The 19,819-nt window shown below is 45.8% G+C and carries 20 protein-coding genes and 1 other RNA gene; 11 read left to right on the top strand and 10 right to left on the bottom strand.

The genetic code is table 11. The annotated features are described in order from the left end of the window. Positions 1 to 20 precede the first annotated feature (20 nt). Both BLV33_RS08900 and BLV33_RS08905 read right to left on the bottom strand, forming a co-directional pair. A complete protein-coding gene (locus tag BLV33_RS08900; RefSeq protein WP_090790231.1) occupies positions 21 to 1,097 on the bottom strand; it encodes a DUF294 nucleotidyltransferase-like domain-containing protein in 1,077 nt (358 codons plus the stop codon). Between the two features lie 39 nt (positions 1,098 to 1,136). Further along, a complete protein-coding gene (locus tag BLV33_RS08905; RefSeq protein ID WP_090790233.1) occupies positions 1,137 to 2,519 on the bottom strand; it encodes an ammonium transporter in 1,383 nt (460 codons plus the stop codon). A gap of 314 nt (positions 2,520 to 2,833) precedes the next feature. On the opposite strand from BLV33_RS08905, the gene BLV33_RS08910 reads away from it, so the two are divergent. Further along, complete coding sequence (locus tag BLV33_RS08910; RefSeq protein WP_253187009.1) at positions 2,834 to 3,274, top strand: MerR family transcriptional regulator; 441 nt, start codon at positions 2,834 to 2,836, stop codon at positions 3,272 to 3,274. Positions 3,275 to 3,301: 27 nt separating this feature from the next. Beyond that, complete coding sequence (locus BLV33_RS08915) at positions 3,302 to 3,991, top strand: zinc metallopeptidase (RefSeq protein ID WP_090790237.1); 690 nt, start codon at positions 3,302 to 3,304, stop codon at positions 3,989 to 3,991. Between the two features lie 60 nt (positions 3,992 to 4,051). On the opposite strand, the gene BLV33_RS08920 is transcribed toward BLV33_RS08915, so the two are convergent. Then, positions 4,052 to 4,942: a glutamate biosynthesis transcriptional regulator GltC gene (locus BLV33_RS08920; protein ID WP_090790239.1), complete on the bottom strand. Its 891-nt coding sequence runs from the start codon at positions 4,940 to 4,942 to the stop codon at positions 4,052 to 4,054. A gap of 145 nt (positions 4,943 to 5,087) precedes the next feature. On the opposite strand from BLV33_RS08920, the gene tpx reads away from it, so the two are divergent. Beyond that, positions 5,088 to 5,609 carry a thiol peroxidase gene (tpx, locus tag BLV33_RS08925; RefSeq protein ID WP_090790241.1) on the top strand — a complete coding sequence of 174 codons (522 nt, stop codon included), beginning with the start codon at positions 5,088 to 5,090 and terminating at the stop codon, positions 5,607 to 5,609. Positions 5,610 to 5,658: 49 nt separating this feature from the next. Here the strand turns inward: tpx and BLV33_RS08930 are convergent, their stop codons facing one another. Further along, positions 5,659 to 6,048 (bottom strand): DUF1499 domain-containing protein, encoded by a 390-nt coding sequence (locus BLV33_RS08930; protein ID WP_090790243.1) that lies wholly within the window; start codon positions 6,046 to 6,048, stop codon positions 5,659 to 5,661. 137 nt (positions 6,049 to 6,185) lie between these two features. Continuing rightward, positions 6,186 to 7,532 (bottom strand): Nramp family divalent metal transporter, encoded by a 1,347-nt coding sequence (locus tag BLV33_RS08935; protein ID WP_090790245.1) that lies wholly within the window; start codon positions 7,530 to 7,532, stop codon positions 6,186 to 6,188. Between the two features lie 274 nt (positions 7,533 to 7,806). On the opposite strand from BLV33_RS08935, the gene xylB reads away from it, so the two are divergent. Beyond that, complete coding sequence (gene xylB, locus BLV33_RS08940) at positions 7,807 to 9,336, top strand: xylulokinase (protein WP_090790247.1); 1,530 nt, start codon at positions 7,807 to 7,809, stop codon at positions 9,334 to 9,336. Between the two features lie 104 nt (positions 9,337 to 9,440). Here the strand turns inward: xylB and glpX are convergent, their stop codons facing one another. The 5 genes from glpX to BLV33_RS08965 form a co-directional block, all read right to left on the bottom strand. Next, positions 9,441 to 10,421, bottom strand: coding sequence for a class II fructose-bisphosphatase (gene glpX, locus BLV33_RS08945; protein WP_090790249.1), 981 nt, complete (start codon positions 10,419 to 10,421; stop codon positions 9,441 to 9,443). 58 nt (positions 10,422 to 10,479) lie between these two features. Then, entirely contained in the window at positions 10,480 to 11,136 is a 657-nt protein-coding gene (gene fsa, locus BLV33_RS08950; protein WP_090798787.1) for a fructose-6-phosphate aldolase, read from the bottom strand. Positions 11,137 to 11,227: 91 nt separating this feature from the next. After that, a non-coding RNA gene (gene ssrS, locus BLV33_RS08955) (6S RNA) lies at positions 11,228 to 11,409 on the bottom strand. A 57-nt stretch (positions 11,410 to 11,466) separates the two neighbouring features. Further along, positions 11,467 to 12,243 (bottom strand): YesL family protein, encoded by a 777-nt coding sequence (locus BLV33_RS08960; protein ID WP_090790251.1) that lies wholly within the window; start codon positions 12,241 to 12,243, stop codon positions 11,467 to 11,469. 184 nt (positions 12,244 to 12,427) lie between these two features. Next, positions 12,428 to 14,044, bottom strand: a complete 1,617-nt coding sequence (locus BLV33_RS08965; protein ID WP_090790253.1) for a degradosome RNA helicase CshA — start codon at positions 14,042 to 14,044, stop codon at positions 12,428 to 12,430. Between the two features lie 282 nt (positions 14,045 to 14,326). Between BLV33_RS08965 and BLV33_RS08970 the strand changes: the two genes are divergently transcribed. The 7 genes from BLV33_RS08970 (at position 14,327) to BLV33_RS09000 (ending at position 19,786) form a co-directional block, all read left to right on the top strand. Beyond that, the gene (locus BLV33_RS08970; RefSeq protein ID WP_090790255.1) at positions 14,327 to 14,860 is read left to right on the top strand and encodes a DUF4178 domain-containing protein; all 534 of its coding nucleotides are present in this window, start codon (positions 14,327 to 14,329) and stop codon (positions 14,858 to 14,860) included. Positions 14,861 to 14,902: 42 nt separating this feature from the next. Further along, complete coding sequence (locus tag BLV33_RS08975) at positions 14,903 to 15,613, top strand: DUF4247 domain-containing protein (RefSeq protein ID WP_090790258.1); 711 nt, start codon at positions 14,903 to 14,905, stop codon at positions 15,611 to 15,613. 108 nt (positions 15,614 to 15,721) lie between these two features. Then, a protein-coding gene (locus tag BLV33_RS08980) for an IS630 family transposase (RefSeq protein WP_253187010.1) occupies positions 15,722 to 16,790 on the top strand; the annotation gives its coding sequence in 2 pieces (ribosomal slippage) (positions 15,722 to 16,231 and positions 16,233 to 16,790; 1,068 coding nt in all). Between the two features lie 148 nt (positions 16,791 to 16,938). Then, positions 16,939 to 17,754, top strand: coding sequence for a YitT family protein (locus tag BLV33_RS08985; protein ID WP_090790260.1), 816 nt, complete (start codon positions 16,939 to 16,941; stop codon positions 17,752 to 17,754). 126 nt (positions 17,755 to 17,880) lie between these two features. Then, the gene (locus tag BLV33_RS08990; RefSeq protein ID WP_090790262.1) at positions 17,881 to 18,075 is read left to right on the top strand and encodes a hypothetical protein; all 195 of its coding nucleotides are present in this window, start codon (positions 17,881 to 17,883) and stop codon (positions 18,073 to 18,075) included. 108 nt (positions 18,076 to 18,183) lie between these two features. Then, positions 18,184 to 18,426 (top strand): Sec-independent protein translocase subunit TatA/TatB, encoded by a 243-nt coding sequence (locus tag BLV33_RS08995; RefSeq protein ID WP_090790264.1) that lies wholly within the window; start codon positions 18,184 to 18,186, stop codon positions 18,424 to 18,426. A 175-nt stretch (positions 18,427 to 18,601) separates the two neighbouring features. Continuing rightward, positions 18,602 to 19,786 carry a putative glycoside hydrolase gene (locus BLV33_RS09000; protein WP_090790267.1) on the top strand — a complete coding sequence of 395 codons (1,185 nt, stop codon included), beginning with the start codon at positions 18,602 to 18,604 and terminating at the stop codon, positions 19,784 to 19,786. Positions 19,787 to 19,819 lie beyond the last annotated feature (33 nt).

The raw sequence follows: 19,819 nt of genomic DNA on the forward strand, positions 1-19,819 counted from the left end.
TTCATTCCTGACCCGATCTTCTAACCTCTCTCTATTTGATTCTCTACGGCCTTGCTCACAAATTTTTGGATATCTATGCCTGCACGCAAGCAAAATTTCAATTCTTGTCTGCTTTCCCTGTTCAATTGATCTGCCGTCAGCTTGCCTCGTGTGGAGTAAAGGCCATGTTCCAATTGATAAGGCGTCAAATCTCGATGCTTCAGGGCGATGATAAAAGCCTTCCGCCACTCTTCTCCACTATGTTCTGGAACGATTTTTGCTGCAATCAAGGAAGTAAGCCTCTCTAATGTTGAAGAAGCTTCAACAAAAGCGGCTATTGCCAAAAGTCGAATGCCGTTCACTATCGGAATGTAAGCACCATATTTAATATCCACCCCGCCAGCATCTTCACCATATCGTTCAGTAATCAGTTGACCAAAGATTCCTAAAGAAACCTTATGATGAAGTGTATTCGACAGCAGTGCATGGAGGATTAACGGATGATTTTTGACATAAGCATTAAGTTCATCTTTTAAACCGGCTACGAGACTGGCATCCCCATATATACAGCGCATATCGGCTAATATCAACAAATACCGGACATTCTCCCACTCAGGTGCTTCAAACCAATTGAACATCATACGGGAATAGGCCGAATAACTTTTTTTCCATTGGGGATTGCTGGCTGTAACATTCCCCTGACAGGGTGGATATCCCAAAACTTCAAGCCCTCCAAGAATACATACAATCAGTTCTGAAAAGTAGGACTCAAGCTCCTCAGCAGTATAAGCTTCCGAGTCTTCATAAATAAAACCGTTGTCTTGATCGCTCCATAAGGTTTGCTCACTCCGGCCTCCGCTGCCGAATAAAATAAATGCGTAGGGGACTGGAGGAAAACCAAAGCCACGGGCATCAAGCAGATTTTCGGCTAGATGAATCGTCCTTTTGATCAAAGCATCGTGAAGCTGGTTAATCTGGACATGCAATTCAAGAGAATGGGAGAAAAGGAGATGCTCCTGGATCATCCCGTGAACCTGATCTCGAATGGTGCGCATTTCGTCAAACTTTTCAGTTTGATTAATGCTGGCCAAGATCTGTTCCATACTGAGATGATTCATGTTGCATCCCCTTCGCACATTACGTGTAATGAATACTAATTAGACAGAGGCTCCGTTTTGTCCTGCTTTTTTCATTTGCTCCGGATACCCGTAAGAACCGTGCTCGGATAAATCCAATCCGATAATTTCTTCTTCCTCTGTAACGCGAAGGCCAATTGTCACCTTGATAATTCCTAATATAATGAAGGAAAGTACAAGAACGAAGGCAAATGCTCCAAATACACCAAGCGCTTGAACGCCTAATTGGTGAAAACCGCCGCCATAGAACAAACCAGCTCCACCTACAGCTGCTCTTGCTGAAAGGTCGGGAGTCGCAAACAGCCCTGTGGAAAGAGTTCCCCAAATTCCGGCAATACCATGCACGGAGAAAGCATAGATGGGATCATCAAGCCCTGCTTTTTCAAACCATTGTGCGGTAAAGAAGGTAACGATTCCGGCAATTGCGCCGATGACGATTGCAGCCCAGGTATCAACAAAAGCACACGCTGCGGTAATTGCGACTAAAGCGGCAAGCACACCATTTAACATGCTTGGAATATCCGCTTTTCCAAAATACATCCACGATATGATTAAAGCTGCAACTCCACCTGCCGCAGCAGCCATATTCGTCGTTAAAGCAATGTAACCAAAGTAACCGTCATTGACAGCCCCAAGCGTACTGCCCGGGTTAAATCCGAACCAACCGACCCAAAGGATAATTACGCCAAGTACGGAAAGCACTTGGTTGTGACCCGGAATCAGATTAGGTGTTTTATCTTTGTTGAATTTTCCAATACGAGGCTTGAGCAAGAGTGTGGCGACAAGTGCCGCTGTCGCGCCTTGCAAGTGAACAACAGTAGACCCCGCAAAATCCTGCATACCCAGAGTGCTAAGCCAACCGCCGCCCCAAACCCAATGTGCAACAATCGGATAGATCACAATCGTGAAGAGGATGCCAAAGATAAAATAGACGGGAAGCTTTGCTCTTTCTGCAAATCCGCCCCATGCAATCGCCAAGGATACACCGGCAAAAGCAAGCTGGAACAAAAATTTAATGCCAATCGGTACATCCGAGGCTTTCAATGAGCTGAAAGCGGCTGTAGCTTGATCTTCAAGACCACTCACGAAAAATCCGGTAGTCCCGAAAAATCCGTTGCCGTCTCCAAAAGCAAATCCAAAACCTATTGCCCAAAAAGCGATAGCGCAGATACCAAAGGTCAGAATGGTTTTACCAGCAACGTGGCCTGCATTCTTCATTCTAGTAGATCCAGCTTCAAGCAGCGCGAACCCGGCTTGCATGAAGATAACCAGTACGGCAGCCAGCAAAACCCATACTCCGTCTATTGCCACTTGCAATTGAGCCGGTGTTACATCAGCAGCAAATGTCATTGTAGGAAACAACATTGCCATACATAGAAAAGCAACTACAAACTTCTTGATCATAACCCCACGCCCTTAATGTTAGATTTAGTAACATGAAATGAAATTCTTAATGTCATTATATACAGGAACATTGGGTTTGACAATAGGATTTTTCATGAAAAAATAGAAAAAAACGAAAAATAACCTCACATTCATCATGCATAATTCGTGTTTTAAGGCATATGTAATATTTTCCATGCTATAATCGACTTATTATTGAGTGTAAAACACTTTTAAAAAGCATTACGTTTGACTGTATGGTTTGCTTTCAGGTATCATTAATAATAGAAGCTTATCGTGAATTCGTACCAAACTTGGGAGCAGAGGTGATTTTCATGGAGCGTTCAGAACTCTATAAAATTGGTGAATTAGCACGACTTGCCGATGTCAGCCCGCGAACCATAGATTATTACACCAAGCTGGGACTTCTGGAGCCCGAAAAGCGTTCAGATACTAATTATCGGCTTTACAGCGATGAAACCTTGATCAGGCTTAAACGTATTGAAAGTATGAAGAAAGAGAAATATACCTTAGAAGAAATCAAGGTTAGTCTTGAGCAATGGGGCCGTGTTTCGAAGGATGATATTGTGACACATAAGCTCTCATCCCTGCAGCTTCATCTGGAACAGCTGGTCAAAGAGGCTAAAGAGCTCGAACCGATCATTGAGAAATTAAAGCCGAATCAGTTAAAGAAGCTCACCAAACTATTGACCCAGCCGACCGCGGCATGTATTGAAGCTTTGCTGTTTCTCGTAGGGAAAGGACCTTTTACTTAGATTAAATTGAATTTGGAGGGGAAGATCATGTTCTTTTTTCATCCGATGGACTATCTCATTATTTTAGCTTTTGGACTTTCGCTCTGGGCATCTTTTCGGGTCAGAGGCACATTCAATAAGTGGTCCGAGGTTCCTGTTCTGTCAGGGATGACGGGGTATCAAGCAGCAAGAAGAATGCTGGATGCTAATGGTTTATATGATATAGCAATCGAGGCTGTTCCAGGAACACTATCCGACCATTACGATCCAATCGCTCGTGTAGTTCGTTTATCGGAACCGGTTTATTATCAAAGCTCAATATCGGCCGTTTCCGTTGCCTGTCACGAAATCGGGCATGCCATCCAGCATAGCGAGCATTATCCGATGCTGGTACTGCGGCACAAAATGTTTCCTGTTGTGAACTTCGCTTCCGGTGTGGCTCCGTTTCTAATTCTGGCGGGCTTTCTGTTCCAGCAAATCCCTTATCTTTTGGGTCTAGGCATCATCTTTTTCTCGGCTGCGGTCGCTTTCCAACTCGTGACACTGCCCGTAGAGTTCAATGCCAGTTCCAGAGCTCGTGATTTGATGGTAGCGGAAGGGTTCATCACCAATGATGAAGAAAAAGGGGTCGCCAAAGTATTGAATGCAGCTGCATTAACTTATGTCGCAGCAGCGCTTATATCCGTTCTTGAGCTTTTGAAATACATCATGATTTTCAATAGCCGCAATAACGATTAATGACAGCACGATATAAATTAAAAGCTTCCCTCTCGCTAAACCGCGGGCAGGAAGCTTTTATTATTTCAGAAGGAAATATTCCAATAAAAACCGCCGAAATACTTCAGCAACAAGCGGCAGCTGTTCGTCATTCCGGCGAATTAATCCAACTGTTCGGGTAACTTGCGGTTCAATCACCCGGACCTTGGCAGGATTCATCATACTGATATCGGATAAAGCCATCTCCGGAAGCAAGCTTACCCCCATCCCCGCTGCGACCAATCCGCGAATGGTATCCGTCTCTTCACCTTCAAATTCGATTCTCGGAACGAAGCCGGCTTTTAGACATGCCTTCATGACGATAGCACGCAGTGTATATTCCTCGCTAAACATGACAAAGGCTTCATCCTTTAATTGATCCAAGCGTATGGTATTGTAATCGGCGAGGATATGGTCTGGCGGCAAAATGGCAAATAACTCTTCGGTCAATAGCTGCTCTCCAGTAACATAATCGTGGGATTCGGGGAATGGAGAAATAAAAGCGAGGTCAATCTCTCCTTTGGTTATATCGCGAATCAGGCTGTTATAAGTCCCTTGTCTAAGCCTGAATTTAACGTTCGGATGATCTTTCCTGAATGCCGCGACCACTGTAGGCAAAATATTCAGCACAAGACTGTGGGGAAAACCAATACGAATCTCACCCGCTTCCGGATCGAGGAATTCATGAATCTCATTGACTGCCCGCTCCAGACCCGTAAGAACCTCCTCAACTCGATCCAAAAACAGCTTGCCGGCAGAGGTTAAATGCAGATTACGCCCTTTTTGCACAAATAAATGCACGCCTAATTCTTCCTCCAAAAGGCGGATTTGTCTGCTGACGGCAGATTGGGCTACATGAAGCTCTTCCGCAGCATGGGTGACATGCTGTTTACGCGCTACTTTTACAAAATACTGCAGTTGTCTTAATTCCATGGAGCGCCTCCGAGCTTGCTTAAGGTTTCTCTGCAACTATTATAGCCCGCAGCAGCAGATTGGACAATAAAGCTCCGAAAAGCTTATAATAATAAATGTTAGAAACTACTGAGATACATAGTAAATAAAGGAGGAGTTAAGTAACATGGCTCAAGAACGTACTGGCGTTGCTACATTTAAAGGGAACCCAATCACTTTAATAGGACCGGAAGTAAAGGTTGGGGACAAAGCGCCTGACTTTACAGTAAACAAAGATTTAATGACCCAGGTTTCCCTCTCCGATTATGCGGGGAAAGTAAAATTGATCAGTGTGGTTCCATCTCTGGATACAGGAACATGTGATGCTCAAACTCGCCGTTTTAACGAGGAAGCTTCCAAGCTGGGCGATAATGTGGTTGTTTTAACAGTCAGTGTGGACCTTCCATTCGCTCAAGCACGTTGGTGTGGAGCTGCAGGTGTAGATAGAGTCATTACTCTTTCCGATTATAAGAGCAAATCGTTCGGCCAAGCATACGGCACCTTGATTAAAGAGCTGCAGCTTGATATGCGTTCTATTTTTGTCGTTGATACCAATGATACCGTTCAATATGTTGAGTATCTGGGTGAAATGACGAACCCTCCAAATTTTGAAGCTGCTGTTGAAGCTGTAAAAACTCTCGTTAAATAAGCTGCTTACAAGAAAAACCAGCGGGGAACAGGCTCCCGGCTGGTTTTTTTCATTCGTTTATTTTATAAGGCGCGAGTTTTCTATCCAATTGTTTATAGAGATCCAGTATGGTTCGATAATTGGAGCCCAGATCTCCCAAGGAACCTCGCGATGCAGAATAAATATCAACAGCTGATTTCATTGGATTAATGGCAAACAAGGTTATTGTAATGTCCTGGGTTCTTCCCATCATGGTCCTGCGTTCGGCCACTATTTCTCCGACATTTTTCACCTCGTGCAATAGCTTGTAGCCCGGTGTCTTTTTCAACACCGCTGTAACCTCATCCCAAAGCTGGTCCTTCGATAATTTGTAATATTTCGTTTTTAGCAGCGGATCTCTAGCTTTCTCCCCTGTTTGCTCGAAACTGCGAAGCAAACCTACAAACGTTCTTTTTAGCAAAAGCCTTATCCCCCTTCAATGAAGTGTATCGACTGCTTGCCATTTCTACACTAAACTTTATATTACCATTGTTTGCACCCAAGAAAAAGAGGCAAAATGAAAGCGCACGGATGCTCTTTCATTTTGCCTCCTAACATTTAACCGAAGAAAGTAGTATACAGCAGATAAGCATTCAGTACAGCGATAATAGCTGCAACGAACCAACTTAACATGACAACCCATTTTGGAGCGACCAGCTCTCCCATTTTGGTACGATCCGAAGTGAATTTCACAAGCGGAATAACGGCAAAGGAAAGCTGTAAAGATAATATGACCTGACTTAGAACAAGTAAATCAGAAGCACCTTTCTCTCCATAAAGCGCTGTGACAATAACAGCTGGTATAATCGCGATAAGCCTTGTAATCAAACGGCGAAGCCATGGGCTTAAACGAATGTTAAGAAAGCCTTCCATGACAATTTGACCAGCCAGCGTACCGGTCAGCGTTGAATTAAGTCCAGAAGCAAGCAAGGCCACTCCAAATATGATACCCGCCGATCCAACTCCTAATATCGGACCCAACAGATGATACGCATCCTGAATCTCCCCAACTTCTCGACCTATCGTATGGAAAGCAGCAGCAGAAAGGATCAGGATCGCCGCATTCACGAACAAGGCAAGCATCAAAGCGACGGTCGAATCAATCGTAGCAAAACGGATAGCAGAGCGTTTACTTTCAACATTATTCTCAACTTTTCTAGTCTGGACAATAGATGAGTGCAGATATAAATTATGGGGCATAACCGTAGCTCCCAAAATACCTAGCGCGATATATAGCATAGCTGGATTGGTAATGATCTGAGTCGTTGGTATGAAGCCGGCAGCCACTTGAGCCATGGCTGGTTGGGAGAATATTAACTCCATCACAAAACAGGTGGTTATAAGAACAATTAAACTAATAACAAGGGCTTCAATATAACGGAATCCTTTGCGTTGAAGCATTAGTACAATTAATACATCAAGTGCAGTAAGTATGACCCCGTTCAACATGGGAATGCCAAAGAGCAGATTAAGCGCAATGGCAGCCCCGATGACCTCCGCCAAATCACACGCTGCAATAGCCAGTTCACACAGTATCCATAAACCAAAGGAAACCGGCTTGCTATAGTGGTCACGGCAGGCTTGAGCCAAATCCTTTCCGGTGGCAATGCCAAGCCGCCCTGATAAGGATTGCAGCAGGATCGCCATTAAATTCGAGATCAGAATGACAGACAGCAAGGAATATCCAAACTTGGAGCCTCCGGCTAAATCAGTGGCCCAATTGCCCGGATCCATGTAACCGACTGCAACTAAATAACCCGGACCGATGAAAGCCATTAGCTTACGAAAAAAATTGCCTTTATTGGGTACAGATAAGGAATGATGAACTTCCGGCAAGCTGGGTAAAGGCGATTGTCTTTTCCAACCCTTGCGTTTATTCTCCTCTTCAGGAATGGCAAGCTCCATACTGAATCCCTTCTTTCTCTTGACCAATAATGTTGTCTACAGGAAACATTTAATTCAGTATACTACATAATCCAATATTATGCTATAGGTAAACAGTTGTTACTAAGGGACATTATTTTTCCTTAAGGAAACAAAATAGAATCAAGAAATAACGATATAAATTGAAGATAAGCAGGAATTTCACATTCGTTTGCGAATAGTATTTAAGAGCTTTGTATAATGATTAAACAAAGATTCATTCATGAAAAATTTCAATTTTACTTGAGGTGACACGATGGGATATTTTTTGGGTGTGGATTTAGGTACCTCTGCAGTAAAATGCATTTTAGTAGACATGCGGGGGCAGGTAAAAGGCGGCTACAGCGTGGAATACCCCTTGCTGCAGCCCTATCCGGGCTGGGCTGAGCAGAATCCTGAGGATTGGTGGCTTGGCACCGTTAAAGCCATTCGCGGGCTATTGGAACAATCCGGCGTTGCGGGCAGCGAGGTAAGCGGCATCGGCCTATCCGGCCAAATGCACGGATCGGTCTTTCTAGATGCTGAGCAGCAGGTTATTCGTCCTGCTCTCTTGTGGTGCGATCAGCGCACAGCTGAGCAGTGCGAGGAGATTGAATCCTTGGTCGGCCGCGATGAGCTTGGCCGGCTCACTGGCAATCGGGCGCTGACCGGCTTCACGGCGCCCAAGATTTTGTGGCTCCGGCAGCACGAGCCGGAGCATTACGCGCGCGTGCGGCACCTGCTGCTGCCGAAGGACTATGTCCGGCTGCGCCTGACGGGCGCCTTCGGCATGGACATGGCCGACGCCAGCGGCACACTGCTGCTGGACGTTGCCGAGCGCCGCTGGTCTCAAACGGTCGCGGAGCGGCTATCCATTCCGCTGGAATGGCTGCCTCCGCTGTTTGAGTCCGGCGATGTGGCCGGCCAGCTGCTGCCGGAGGCAGCGCGCCTTACGGGCCTCGCCGCCGGCACGCCGGTGGTCGCCGGCGGCGGCGACCAAGCTTGCGGCGCCGTCGGCGTCGGCGTCGTGCGCCAGGGCATCGCGTCCGTGGCGCTTGGCACGTCCGGCGTCGTCTTCGTCCACGACGACGCCTATCAAGTGGATGAAGCGTACCGGCTTCATTCCTTCTGTCACGGGGTGCCGGGCAAGTGGCACCGTATGGGTGTAATGCTGGCCGCCGGCGGCTCGCTGCAGTGGTGGCGCAGTCATTTTGCGCATGAGGAGCAGGAGCGTGCGCAGCAGGAAGGCAAGGACGTCTACGAGCTGTTGACGTCTCTGGCCGAGACCGCTCCCTTGGGGAGCGAGGGGCTTTTGTTTTTGCCCTATTTGACCGGGGAGCGGACCCCGCACCCCGATCCGAAAGCTCGAGGCGCCTTCATCGGGCTGAACTTGCGGCACAGCAAGGCGCATCTGACGCGCGCCGTGCTGGAGGGTATTACCTTCGGACTCCGCGATTCGCTAGAGCTGATGAAGGAGTCCGGTATTGTTATTCAGGAGCTCCGTGTCAACGGCGGCGGAGCCAAGAGCCCATTCTGGCGGCGGATGATCGCCGACATTTTTGGGGTCCCGGTGGTCACGGTCAACTCCACCGATGGACCCGCGTACGGCGCTGCCGTTATGGCTGCCTCGGGAGTCCTCCAGCGGGATATAACCGAGCTGTGCGACGAGTGGATCCAGGTCGTCGATCGAGTAGAACCCAATCCGAAGCTTCATGCTGAGTATGAAGCCTATTATCAGATCTACCGAGGCTTGTATGGCACCTTGCAGAGCACATTTCATCAATTGCATGATTTAGCGCTACAATAATTCATGTTAAGCAGAATAGTGCTTGGCTTCTTCAGCAATCTAAACGACAAAATAGGCTTTCCCTGAACCATTTACATGGTTTATTGGGAAAGCCCCTTAAATACCTAACACTGTTCCTTTTTATCATTCAAAAACGGTTTATTTGGCAGATAGTGAATCGATTGTATGTACCTGACCGTTTTTGTTTTGGCACGCATGACGAGGGAGTAAGTCTCTGCACGCTCACCTGACAGGTAGCGCACCCCTTTCAGGAAGCTTCCTGACGTCACGCCTGTGGCTGCGAAGATCACATCTTCATTGCCTACCATGTCTTCCATGGTCAGGACTTTATAGGGATCTTTCAGGCCCATATCTATACAGCGCTGGTATTCCTGAGCGTTGGTTGGCATCAACCTTCCCTGCAGCTCGCCATCGAGGCATTTTAGAGCCGCGGCGGCAAGTACACCTTCCGGCGCACCTCCAGAGCCAACGAACAAATCAATGCCGCTTTCGGGCATTGCCGGTGCGATGGCTCCGGCCACATCACCGTCACTGAGGAATTTAATCCGCACGCCTACTTTGCGAAGAGATTTAACCAGCGCATCGTGCCTATCGCGTTCCAGCAGCATGACCGTCAGCTCGCTGAGGTTTTTGTCCAACGCCTTGGCGGCAATGCCAAGCGTAACCTCAATCGGATCCGTGATGCTGACTTTACCGACGAGGGACGGACCTACGGCCAGTTTCTCCATATACATATCCGGAGCATGGAGCAAATTACCTTTGTTCGCGATAGCCAGCACAGAAATGGCATTGTCCAATCCCTGGGCCACGATATTAGTTCCTTCCAGCGGATCTACGGCAACATCGACTTCAGGACCTTGCAGATTACCTACTTGCTCCCCAATATACAGCATAGGCGCCTCGTCCATTTCGCCTTCGCCGATGACCACCGTGCCTTTGATCGATACAGAGTCAAACATCACACGCATTGCGCCTGTTGCGGCATCATCGGCTTCGTTCTTTTTGCCTCGTCCCACCCATTTCGATGCGGCAAGCGCAGCAAGCTCGGTTACTCTGATTACCTCTAAGGCCAGTTCCCTCTCCATGGTCAGCCCCCCGCGCATTCTTATTCAATTTCAACCAATTTTCCTCATCAGTCGATTTCTAGAATGTCTTCTGGTTGCCTTTATTCCAATCATCCGTGAATTTTTGAATACCTGCATCGGTAAGCGGATGCTTCATCATGTTTTCAATGACTTTGAAGGGCACAGTTGCAATATGCGCTCCGAGCAGCGCGGCTTCAATAACATGCGCAGAATGGCGTACACTTGCTGAAATAATTTGTGATTCAATGCCATGCACCTGGAAAATTTGGCTGATTTCCTGAATCAGATTCATGCCGACCTGGTTAATATCGTCCAATCTGCCGATGAAAGGCGATACGTATGTTGCTCCGGCACGAGCTGCAAGCAGAGCTTGCGTCGATGAGAAGATCAAAGTCACATTCGTTTTGATCCCCATGGACGAGAAGATTTTGGTTGCTTTAAGCCCTTCTGCCGTCATTGGAACCTTAACGACGATACCTTGTCCGAGCGAAGCAAGCTTCTTTCCTTGCTCCACCATCTCTGGTGCCTCTAATGCAACTACCTCCGCACTAATGGGAATGTTGCCCACAATTGAAATGACTTCTTTCAGCGTTTCAAAAAAATCTCTTCCCTCTTTTGTTATCAAAGATGGATTGGTCGTGATTCCTGAGATGACTCCCAAATCGAAGGCTTGCTGAATCTCGCTTACATTGGCCGTATCAATAAATAGCTTCACTGTTCCCACCATCGCTTTCCTTTATTTTTTCACTATTACCTTATCAAATCTGAGGGCAAAGCACAAATTTTTGAAAATCCAAAAAGCACAAAAAAAACCCGCAAATGCCGTCCGATTTTCGCGTTTCAAACCCGCTCTCGCAGGTGGGTGTCCGCAAAACTGCTTTTGAAGTCCCTTTTTGGGGGCATGTCAGCGGCAGTTCAATGTAGGTCTCCCTAGAAACAGTCATTGGTTCAAAACAACTTAAAATCGTAACGTACATCGCAGGATTTAATTGTGTTCCTTTATTATATGCCTCTGGAATTGCTTTTTCAACTGGAAGGTTCTGCGCTAATCTTTTGGCTGTTCATCGGTATCCGGCAGCTTAGCTGCTTCCGCTTCCTCTTCACGAAGACGATTCTTTTCTTCAAGCTGCTCTTGCTTGGTTTGGAGCCTTTGAAAGCTGCGGTGAAATTGCCAAAAGGAAAATGCAGCCATCAAGCTTCCCATAAAGAATGGAATCAGGAATGTGAATTTGAACAAACTGACGTACAAAATGACACCATTGCATATGATCAGCACTACGGAATTAATCGGATTGCCGATCGTAATCAAAATCGAATTTTTGATAATTTGAAAAATCTTCATATGCAGATGGACCATGATCGAGAAAAAATTGAACATGGAAGCCGTGATAATAAAAGTGAAGGCAATGAAAAGGACGGAAAGCAGGCGCAGGGTGCCGGTTTGTCCCATATAAAAGTGATAGTTGACATAAATAATTACAAAAATAATCACAAAAAGCAATCCGCCAATCATGCTCTGCACATAATTTTCCTTATATCCTCGAAAGAATGTCTTCAGGAGTGGCACATCCCCATCGCCAGTCACCCATTTTCTGGCTACTGTAAACATGGCTGCGGTCGCCGGGAACAAGGTGAATGGTGCCAAAACGGCCAGGAACGGCAAGCTTGATAACAAGGCCCCTTCCACAGGACTCGTTAAACTGAGCAATCCCAACAGAAACACAGGTATTGAACAAATGATCCAAAGCAAGTTGATCACAGATAACCGCATGATCCACTCCGAAATTCGGTAAAAACCGCCCATTACACCCTTAAACTCCAAAGCTGTATCCTCCCCAAATGTAAACTATCCATTATTATAGCTTATTTTGTTAATGATAGGTAGCATGCTTGCTTTGGAGCAAATCCGTTGAAAGGATGCAATATGGGCATCCAGTCCGTATGAACAGTACTAAAAAGACCATCCCTCAAGTAAAATTATACCTGGTGGATGGTCTTTGCATCAATTATGAATTGTTCGTGGTTTTCGAACGGTCACGGCTGCCGCTTCCGTAGTCGCGCTCTCTGGGTGAGGAACTGCGTCCCTCACTGCTGCTGTTGCCGCGATAACTGCTGCCGCTGCTTCCGTCTCTAGGGCCATAGTTACTTCCGTCTTTACGTGGATAACGGGAGTTCGAGCCTGAGCTCGAGCCGTAACCCCCGCCTGGACGGTCGTTTCTGCGATCTCCACCGGAGCTGCCGCCGGAACCATATCCGCCAACGCGTCTGCCGGAGCTGCGCACGTCGAATTTTTTCTTTCTTGCGCGCATTGGCTCTTCAGGTGTAAGCTCAATTTCAATTTCCTTCTTCTCACCTGTGAGGAGCTTGAGTGCTGCGGCAATAAGGTTTACGGAATCATACTGCTCAAGCAATTGAATGGCAACGCCTTTAAATTCTCCGTATGCATCGGATTGCATGGCGTCAAGAATGCGTTCAGCTGTCATTTTTTGCTTGCCTTCAATGGCTTCTGCAATACTCGGCAAAGGTTTTTTGTTGATTTTATGGCGTGTTACCTTTTCAATCAAATGCAAATGGTCGATCTCTCTTGGAGTCACGAATGTCCAGGCTGTTCCTTCTTTACCAGCGCGTCCGGTACGGCCAATACGGTGGACGTAGCTTTCAGGATCCTGAGGTAAATCGAAATTGATAACGTGTGTAACGCCGGATACATCGAGTCCCCTAGCTGCAACATCTGTTGCTACCAACACATCGATGCTGCCGTCACGGAATTTTCTCATGACATTATCACGCTGATTTTGTGATAAATCCCCGTGCAAGCCTTCAGCCGCGTAGCCTCTTTTTTGCAGGGCTTCAGCAAGCTCATCCACCCGGCGCTTTGTGCGGCCGAAAATAATGGCCAAATCAGGAGATTCCATATCAATCAAACGGCTAAGCGCTTCAAATTTCTGTCTTTCATTCAGCTCAATGTAAGCTTGATCGATCAGCGGAGCGCTAACTTGCTTTGGGATAACCGAGATATGCTCAGGGTTACGCAAGAACTGTTGAGCAAGCTTTTGAATGTTTGATGGCATCGTTGCCGAGAAAAGCATGGTGTGACGCTCTGCAGGAACCAGCTTCAAAATGGACTGGATATCATCCATGAAGCCCATGTCCAGCATTTCGTCCGCTTCATCCAATACGACGGTTTGCACATCATCCAGTTTGATTGTTTTACGGTTGATATGATCAAGCAATCGTCCAGGTGTACCAATAATAATTTGCGGCTTTTTCTTCAGCGCACGGATTTGTTTGACGATATCCTGGCCGCCATAAATCGGTAAAGAGCGGATGCCTTTGAAGCGTCCCAGCTTCCCGATCTCTTCTGCAACCTGAATGGCAAGCTCTCTCGTTGGGCACATAATTAAGGCTACGATACGTTCTTCCTGAATGGCAATCTTGTGAATCAGCGGGACTCCGAATGCTGCTGTCTTACCGGTTCCTGTCTGTGCTTGACCAATTAAATCGCGGCCTTCCATCGCTAGCGGTATGGTTTTTTCCTGAATCGGTGTGGATTCCTCAAATCCCATCTCCGTAATGGCACGCAAAATTTTCGGTTCTAATCCAAACTCTTGAAATGTTTTCAATCTGTCCAATCTCCTTTTGTACAGGGCAGGCTAATGCCTTGTGTCTTTTTTACCCTTAAGTACGACATGCTATCCGTTTCCATAGTATTCCTTGTGGAATAGTCTTTCGATTCACAAAAATCACATTGATCCAAACGGCCGTTCTTAAGAATATCTTGAATATTATAGCACAACTACCCTATACAATTCCAGTCAATCGCTCATTCTAATTGCGAAACCTAACGCATTGCCTTAACGTATAACAAGTAAGTAAACTAATATCGGATTAGAGGAGCGTTTACCATGTCTATCTTTAAACGTGTAGGTTCAATTCTGCGGAGTAACAAGGAAGTGCCTCAGTCAGCGCCAAGCAATCCGCTTGAAGATTCTGTTGTAGGGGACATTGTAACGGTCGATCTTGAAGAATATGTGATTTCAGGGAAAGTTATATACTTTGACCGCGGTTTTGCCCCGCACAGATATGCTTATTATTTGCAAAGCGGCAAAAATATTCAATGCCTAATAGTGGAAAAAGGACGCACCTACGACTGCTTCATCTGCAGCTTTGTGGAAGGCGCACTTGACGATCCCAATGACGTGCCGTCTCGTCTGGAAATGGATGGTGAAGTTACCTTTGAACTTGAGCACCATCGCAGCGATGTGACCAAGGCCGAGGGCAATACGGATTTCCGCGCAGGCGATGATGTGTTATTTTGGCGTTATTTTGGTCCGGATCAACGATTCTTCTTCCTTCAATGGCAGGATGGCAAATTTGTAGCCATGGAGGGCACACGAACACCTGGCAATCAGATTAAATTTTTAAAATCGACACGATAATTTTCGAATAGGCTCATACAGCATGAAAGGAGGGCATCGATAGTGAAAAAATGGACATCATGGGTGGCGCTCGTTGTCGTGTTTGCCCTTCTGACTGCGTGCGGTGATGCCGGCAACTATGTTAAACAAACTTATCCCCTGGTAAGCGCAGACGGAAATGGAAGCAACCTTTCGAAGGTCTACTCAGCCCAAGGCAAAACGGTTCCGGTTGTTGCCAATGAGTTGGCCCAGAAAGAGCCCCCAAAGGAAAAAAGTAAAGAATCCTTGGATCAAATGTTCCTGCTCTACTCAGATAAAGTGATCAATATTCAGAAGGATCCCAAGGACAGCAACAATACTCTCGTTGAAGTTGACAGTGTTCAATACGCAAAGGAGCATTATGATTCATCCTTCCTTCAAGGATTCTTGGCAGCATCCCTCTTACAGTCGGTGATGGGTGGAGGCTGGTTCGGAAACCATCGCGGGAACGATTATAGAGGCTATACTCAGACCCCGACTTATAGGAGCAGCGATTCCACGCAAACAGTTGCACCAACGGTGAAGAAAGATACACCCAGTACATCAGATCGAACCGGTACCTTCTCAACCGGAAAAAAATCCGCCACCTCGAACAGCAACATAGGTTCAAACAGCTCCGGCAGCGACTCTACATCCAGAAAAAATGACGGATCGACTATAAATCGTGTAACGAAACCATCCAGCAGTAAGCCCGCAACAAGCAGCCGGTCAGGATCATTCAGCCGGCGCAAATAGTTTCGTTTATTCATCTATATAAGTTGAACTAGACACTTTCCTTTTCTAATTGAAAGGATTTCTACCCATCAACCGTCGAATAAGTGAAGACCACTTAATGGACGGGTGATGACGATGGAAGCAGTTAAGTTACAGGAAGTTGAGAAACGGTTAAAACAAGAAAAGAACCGTCGAATGTTCGAGCGATACCAGACAGTTCGCTTACATTTACTGGGGCATGACAAGCAGCAAATTGCCACAATCATCGGGAGGTCGGAGCGTACGGTAAGAACGTATTTACAGCAATATCACGAATCCGGTTTAGATGGATTACAGATGAATTTCTCCCCTGGTCGCCGTGAGCGAATTACTAAAGAGCAGCAAGTGAAGCTTAAGAAGACAATCATAGAATCACTTCCTCATGAGGTTGGATTTACGGCAAAATTCAACTGGACGCTTCAACTGATCGGCGAGTATATCAAACGTGAGTTTGGCGAAAGTTACTCCATCCGGGGTGTGTCCAAGTTGATGCACCGTCTTGATATGAGCTATACCAAACCAACCTATACCTTAGCGGCAGCTGACGAAGAGAAGCAAAAAGAGTTTGTCGAAACAACCTTCCCAAGGTTAAAAAAATTACGAGAATGGCGAAATTGATCATTTATTGTTTGAAGATGAAGCCATGATCCGTGATTATCAAGCTCTTCAACGCACCTGGTTTGCTAAAGGCAAACAGCGAATCATAAAAACCACAGGCAAACATCGAGGCGTAAAGCTGTTTTCTACAGTTGATTACGGCACAGGCCAAATCGTATGGCAGGAAGATGAGGAATATACAGCTGAAAAGTTTCTGGTGTTTCTGCATCGAGTCGTTGATGCTTACCCCAAAGGCAAAATAACAATGGTATTGGACAATGCTCGAGCTCACCACGCAAAATTGCTTGAACCATTTTTTAAGGAGCAGCAAGGTCGGCTTAAACTTGTTTTTCTTCCTCCGTACAGCCCAGAACTTAATATCGTCGAGGGATTATGGAAATGGTTAAAGTCGGATGTGATTAATAATGTCTTCTATCACACCGTCGTCGAAATACGAGGAAACGTACATTCCTTCATGGAACAAATCATGAAAGATCCCTTAAACATCATCGATCGTCTATGCATTAGGATGGAATCAGGGGAGCTACCGGAAAACCAATAGTTCAACTTATATAAAAGCCAAGGAGCTATGCCCTTGGCTTTTTTGCTTCCTGTAAAATTAAATGAACACCGGTCAATTCATCATTGCAGTTTTTGCAGGATGAATTATACTGACAATATGCTGCATACTACGTTTTGAGGTGAGACTTTTGAAGAATGTGCTTGACTGGATTACCGTAGCAATCGGGGCCTTGCTTGCTGCGGTAGGCTTTAATATGTTCTTGATCCCCCATCAGTTGCTCAGCGGCGGCATTTCGGGAATCGCCATGCTTATTGGTTATTTTACGAACTGGAATATCGGATTTCTATATTTCGTTTTCAACCTGCCTATCATGATTTGGGGATTGATTGTCATCGGCCGTAAATTCATAGTGTATAGTGTAGTTTCTGTCATCTTGACTGTATGGCTGATGCAGGTGCTCCCTTCCATTAATCAAGCGCCCATTTTAGGGGCGGTATTCGGTGGAGTTTTAGTAGGAGTCGGCAGCGGGATCACGCTTAGAATGGGAGGTTCTACAGGAGGTTTTGATATTATCGGCTCTATTCTTACACGCAGGTGGGATTTCCCGCTCGGCACTGTACTTTCTCTTCTAAATGCACTCGTAATTCTGGCCTTGGGCTTTTTTAAAGCGGATTGGGATCTAGCATTATACTCCATGCTAGCCATCTACATAAGCGGAAGGGTAATGGACGGCATACATATTCGGCACGTTAAGGTAACAGCGTTCATTGTGACCAAGCAAAAAAAGCAGCTGCTGGAGCGGCTCTTGACCATGCCGCGCGGCGTTACTTTAATCAAGACGGAAGGAGCTTTTACCAGCACCGAGCAGGATATGCTTATGACCGTTACAACTCGCTATGAACTGGCGGATTTGAAAAAAATCATCAAGGATATTGACCCTAAAGCCTTCGTTAATATTGTGGAAACCGTTGGGGTGCTTGGTGAATTTCGCAAGTTGAAATAGAGGATGGATATCCACTTCTAAAATCATAATTATGTGCTATAATAGGTATTGTAATTTCATAGTTCTGGGTTGCATCGTTTAATGTTCAGGCGTAGGTCTTTTTCTAATCTTCTGATTGGAGAGGTGATGCTTGTGGAAACAGTGAAGTTATCCAGGATTGTGCTTAAAGTATCGCCGGAATTGGCAGGTTTTTTGACTCTCAGCGAGCTTAATTCCGAAATCGTTCTGCGAAACGGGATTGAAGCCCTTGAGGCGCAAGATGTCATGGAAATAATTCAATACAGCATTTCGGAACATCAAAAGGACACCCTTTTTCATTAAAGGGTGTTTTTTTTCTCACAAAGTTTACCCTTTTGTAATATTTGTGGTGTATAGTTACTATAAAGACATGGTATGATAGAACCTATAAGAAAGCGGAGGTGTCTAATTATGGGTGCTTTATCCCCTTGGCATTTTATATTGATAGCAATTGTGGCTTTGCTGCTATTTGGACCCAGTAAACTGCCTGAGCTCGGACGAGGTTTCGGCAAAATGTTTAGGGAATTCAAAGACGCGACCAGCGGCAATTCTGCTAACGACGATCATAATCAGGCGCGCAAAGAGATTCAACCTGCCGAAGGGCCAAAAAATGATGTGACCCCGTCGGGTCCAAATAGTCAATTGCCGAAGTAAAACACAAGTATCTGGCAGCAAAAGCATCCGGTCTCATCCGGATGCTTTTTTTTCTGACCAATGTACCATATCTCTTGCTCGATTATTCATCAAAACTCTACAAAATACCTATGTGCGAGACGAACAAGTTCATTTATAATGGATGGTAGATTGAATTAGAGAGGACTTATTCAGCATGGAAATTTTACTCGCTTCATTAATGATGATCTGGGGGAATGTGACTGCTACACATCCGGATACCAACATCGAGCAATTGGTTCAAGCTTCTTTGGAAGCCAAAAACGCTATCGTTCAAGTTACACCGGCACCAACCGAAGTTGCAGTCGATCCATTAGCTCCCATAAACAAGAAAGATCCACAAAAGGATGCTCCTGTTGTAAAAGGAATTTATGTCACCGCTCACAGTGCAGATGGCGGCAGAATGGAAAAACTGGTCAAATTAATGGATGATACTGCGTTAAATGCCATGGTCATTGACGTAAAGGATGATTGGGGCTATGTAACCTGGAATACTGGAAATCCAGAACTGGAAGCCATGGGTACTACGAACAAAATTATTGCCGACATGCCTAAACTTATGAATACTTTAACCGAACATAAAATTTATCCAATTGCTAGAATTGTAGTTTTCAAAGATACGGTTTTGGCCAAAAAAAGGCCGGATTTATCGTTTGTGAATCCGGATGGAACCCTTTGGGGAAATTCCAAGAATCCGCCGGACAGCTTTGTGAATCCTTATAACAAAGAGGTCTGGGATTATAACATCGCTGTTGCCAAAGAAGCGGTTAAAGCCGGTTTCAAAGAAATTCAATTTGACTATGTAAGATTTCCGGAGGGCTTTGAGAAGAGGGCCGATATTCTCAAATATACCAAAGATGATCGCTCCCGCATCGATGCCGTTGCGCAGTTCGTGAAATACGCGAGAGAACAAATTGAACCGCTCGGTGCTAGAGTGTCCGTTGATATATTTGGTTATGCCGCATCGGTTCCTGCAGCTGAAGGGATTGGCCAGGATTTCGTAAAAATTTCGGAAAATGTAGATGTGATCAGTCCAATGGTTTATCCCAGCCATTACAGTGAAGGTTGGTTCGGTTCCAAAGTACCGGACGCTGCACCCTTTGCCACCATCAATGGAGCCATGATCGATACGAACAAGAAGCTGGCACCGATTGAAAAGTCCGGACTCAAGCCTGTTATTAGACCATGGATTCAAGATTTTACCGCATCATGGGTCAAGGGATATATCAAATACGGCAAGCATGAAGTTGAAGAACAAATACGCGGGCTTGAAGCGAACGGCATTCATGAGTTCCTGCTATGGAATGCCAATAATAATTATACAGCAGATGTTAATTATTAATTAAATAAGCGAACAGCGGAGAAGCGGATATAT

Source organism: Paenibacillus sp. GP183, assembly GCF_900104695.1.
In the GTDB taxonomy this organism is placed as follows: Bacteria; Bacillota; Bacilli; order Paenibacillales; family NBRC-103111; genus Paenibacillus_AI.

Coding starts and splice junctions, on each gene's coding strand:
- BLV33_RS08900 (WP_090790231.1), bottom strand. CDS start 1,097: ATGAATCATCTCAGTATGGAACAGATCTTGGCCAGCATTAATCAAACT.
- glpX (WP_090790249.1), bottom strand. CDS start 10,421: ATGGAGAGGGAACTGGCCTTAGAGGTAATCAGAGTAACCGAGCTTGCT.
- BLV33_RS08990 (WP_090790262.1), top strand. CDS start 17,881: ATGCTTGTGGAAACAGTGAAGTTATCCAGGATTGTGCTTAAAGTATCG.
- BLV33_RS08970 (WP_090790255.1), top strand. CDS start 14,327: ATGTCTATCTTTAAACGTGTAGGTTCAATTCTGCGGAGTAACAAGGAA.
- BLV33_RS08920 (WP_090790239.1), bottom strand. CDS start 4,942: ATGGAATTAAGACAACTGCAGTATTTTGTAAAAGTAGCGCGTAAACAG.
- BLV33_RS08910 (WP_253187009.1), top strand. CDS start 2,834: ATGGAGCGTTCAGAACTCTATAAAATTGGTGAATTAGCACGACTTGCC.
- BLV33_RS08905 (WP_090790233.1), bottom strand. CDS start 2,519: ATGATCAAGAAGTTTGTAGTTGCTTTTCTATGTATGGCAATGTTGTTT.
- BLV33_RS08915 (WP_090790237.1), top strand. CDS start 3,302: ATGTTCTTTTTTCATCCGATGGACTATCTCATTATTTTAGCTTTTGGA.
- BLV33_RS09000 (WP_090790267.1), top strand. CDS start 18,602: ATGGAAATTTTACTCGCTTCATTAATGATGATCTGGGGGAATGTGACT.
- BLV33_RS08935 (WP_090790245.1), bottom strand. CDS start 7,532: ATGGAGCTTGCCATTCCTGAAGAGGAGAATAAACGCAAGGGTTGGAAA.
- tpx (WP_090790241.1), top strand. CDS start 5,088: ATGGCTCAAGAACGTACTGGCGTTGCTACATTTAAAGGGAACCCAATC.
- xylB (WP_090790247.1), top strand. CDS start 7,807: ATGGGATATTTTTTGGGTGTGGATTTAGGTACCTCTGCAGTAAAATGC.
- BLV33_RS08995 (WP_090790264.1), top strand. CDS start 18,184: ATGGGTGCTTTATCCCCTTGGCATTTTATATTGATAGCAATTGTGGCT.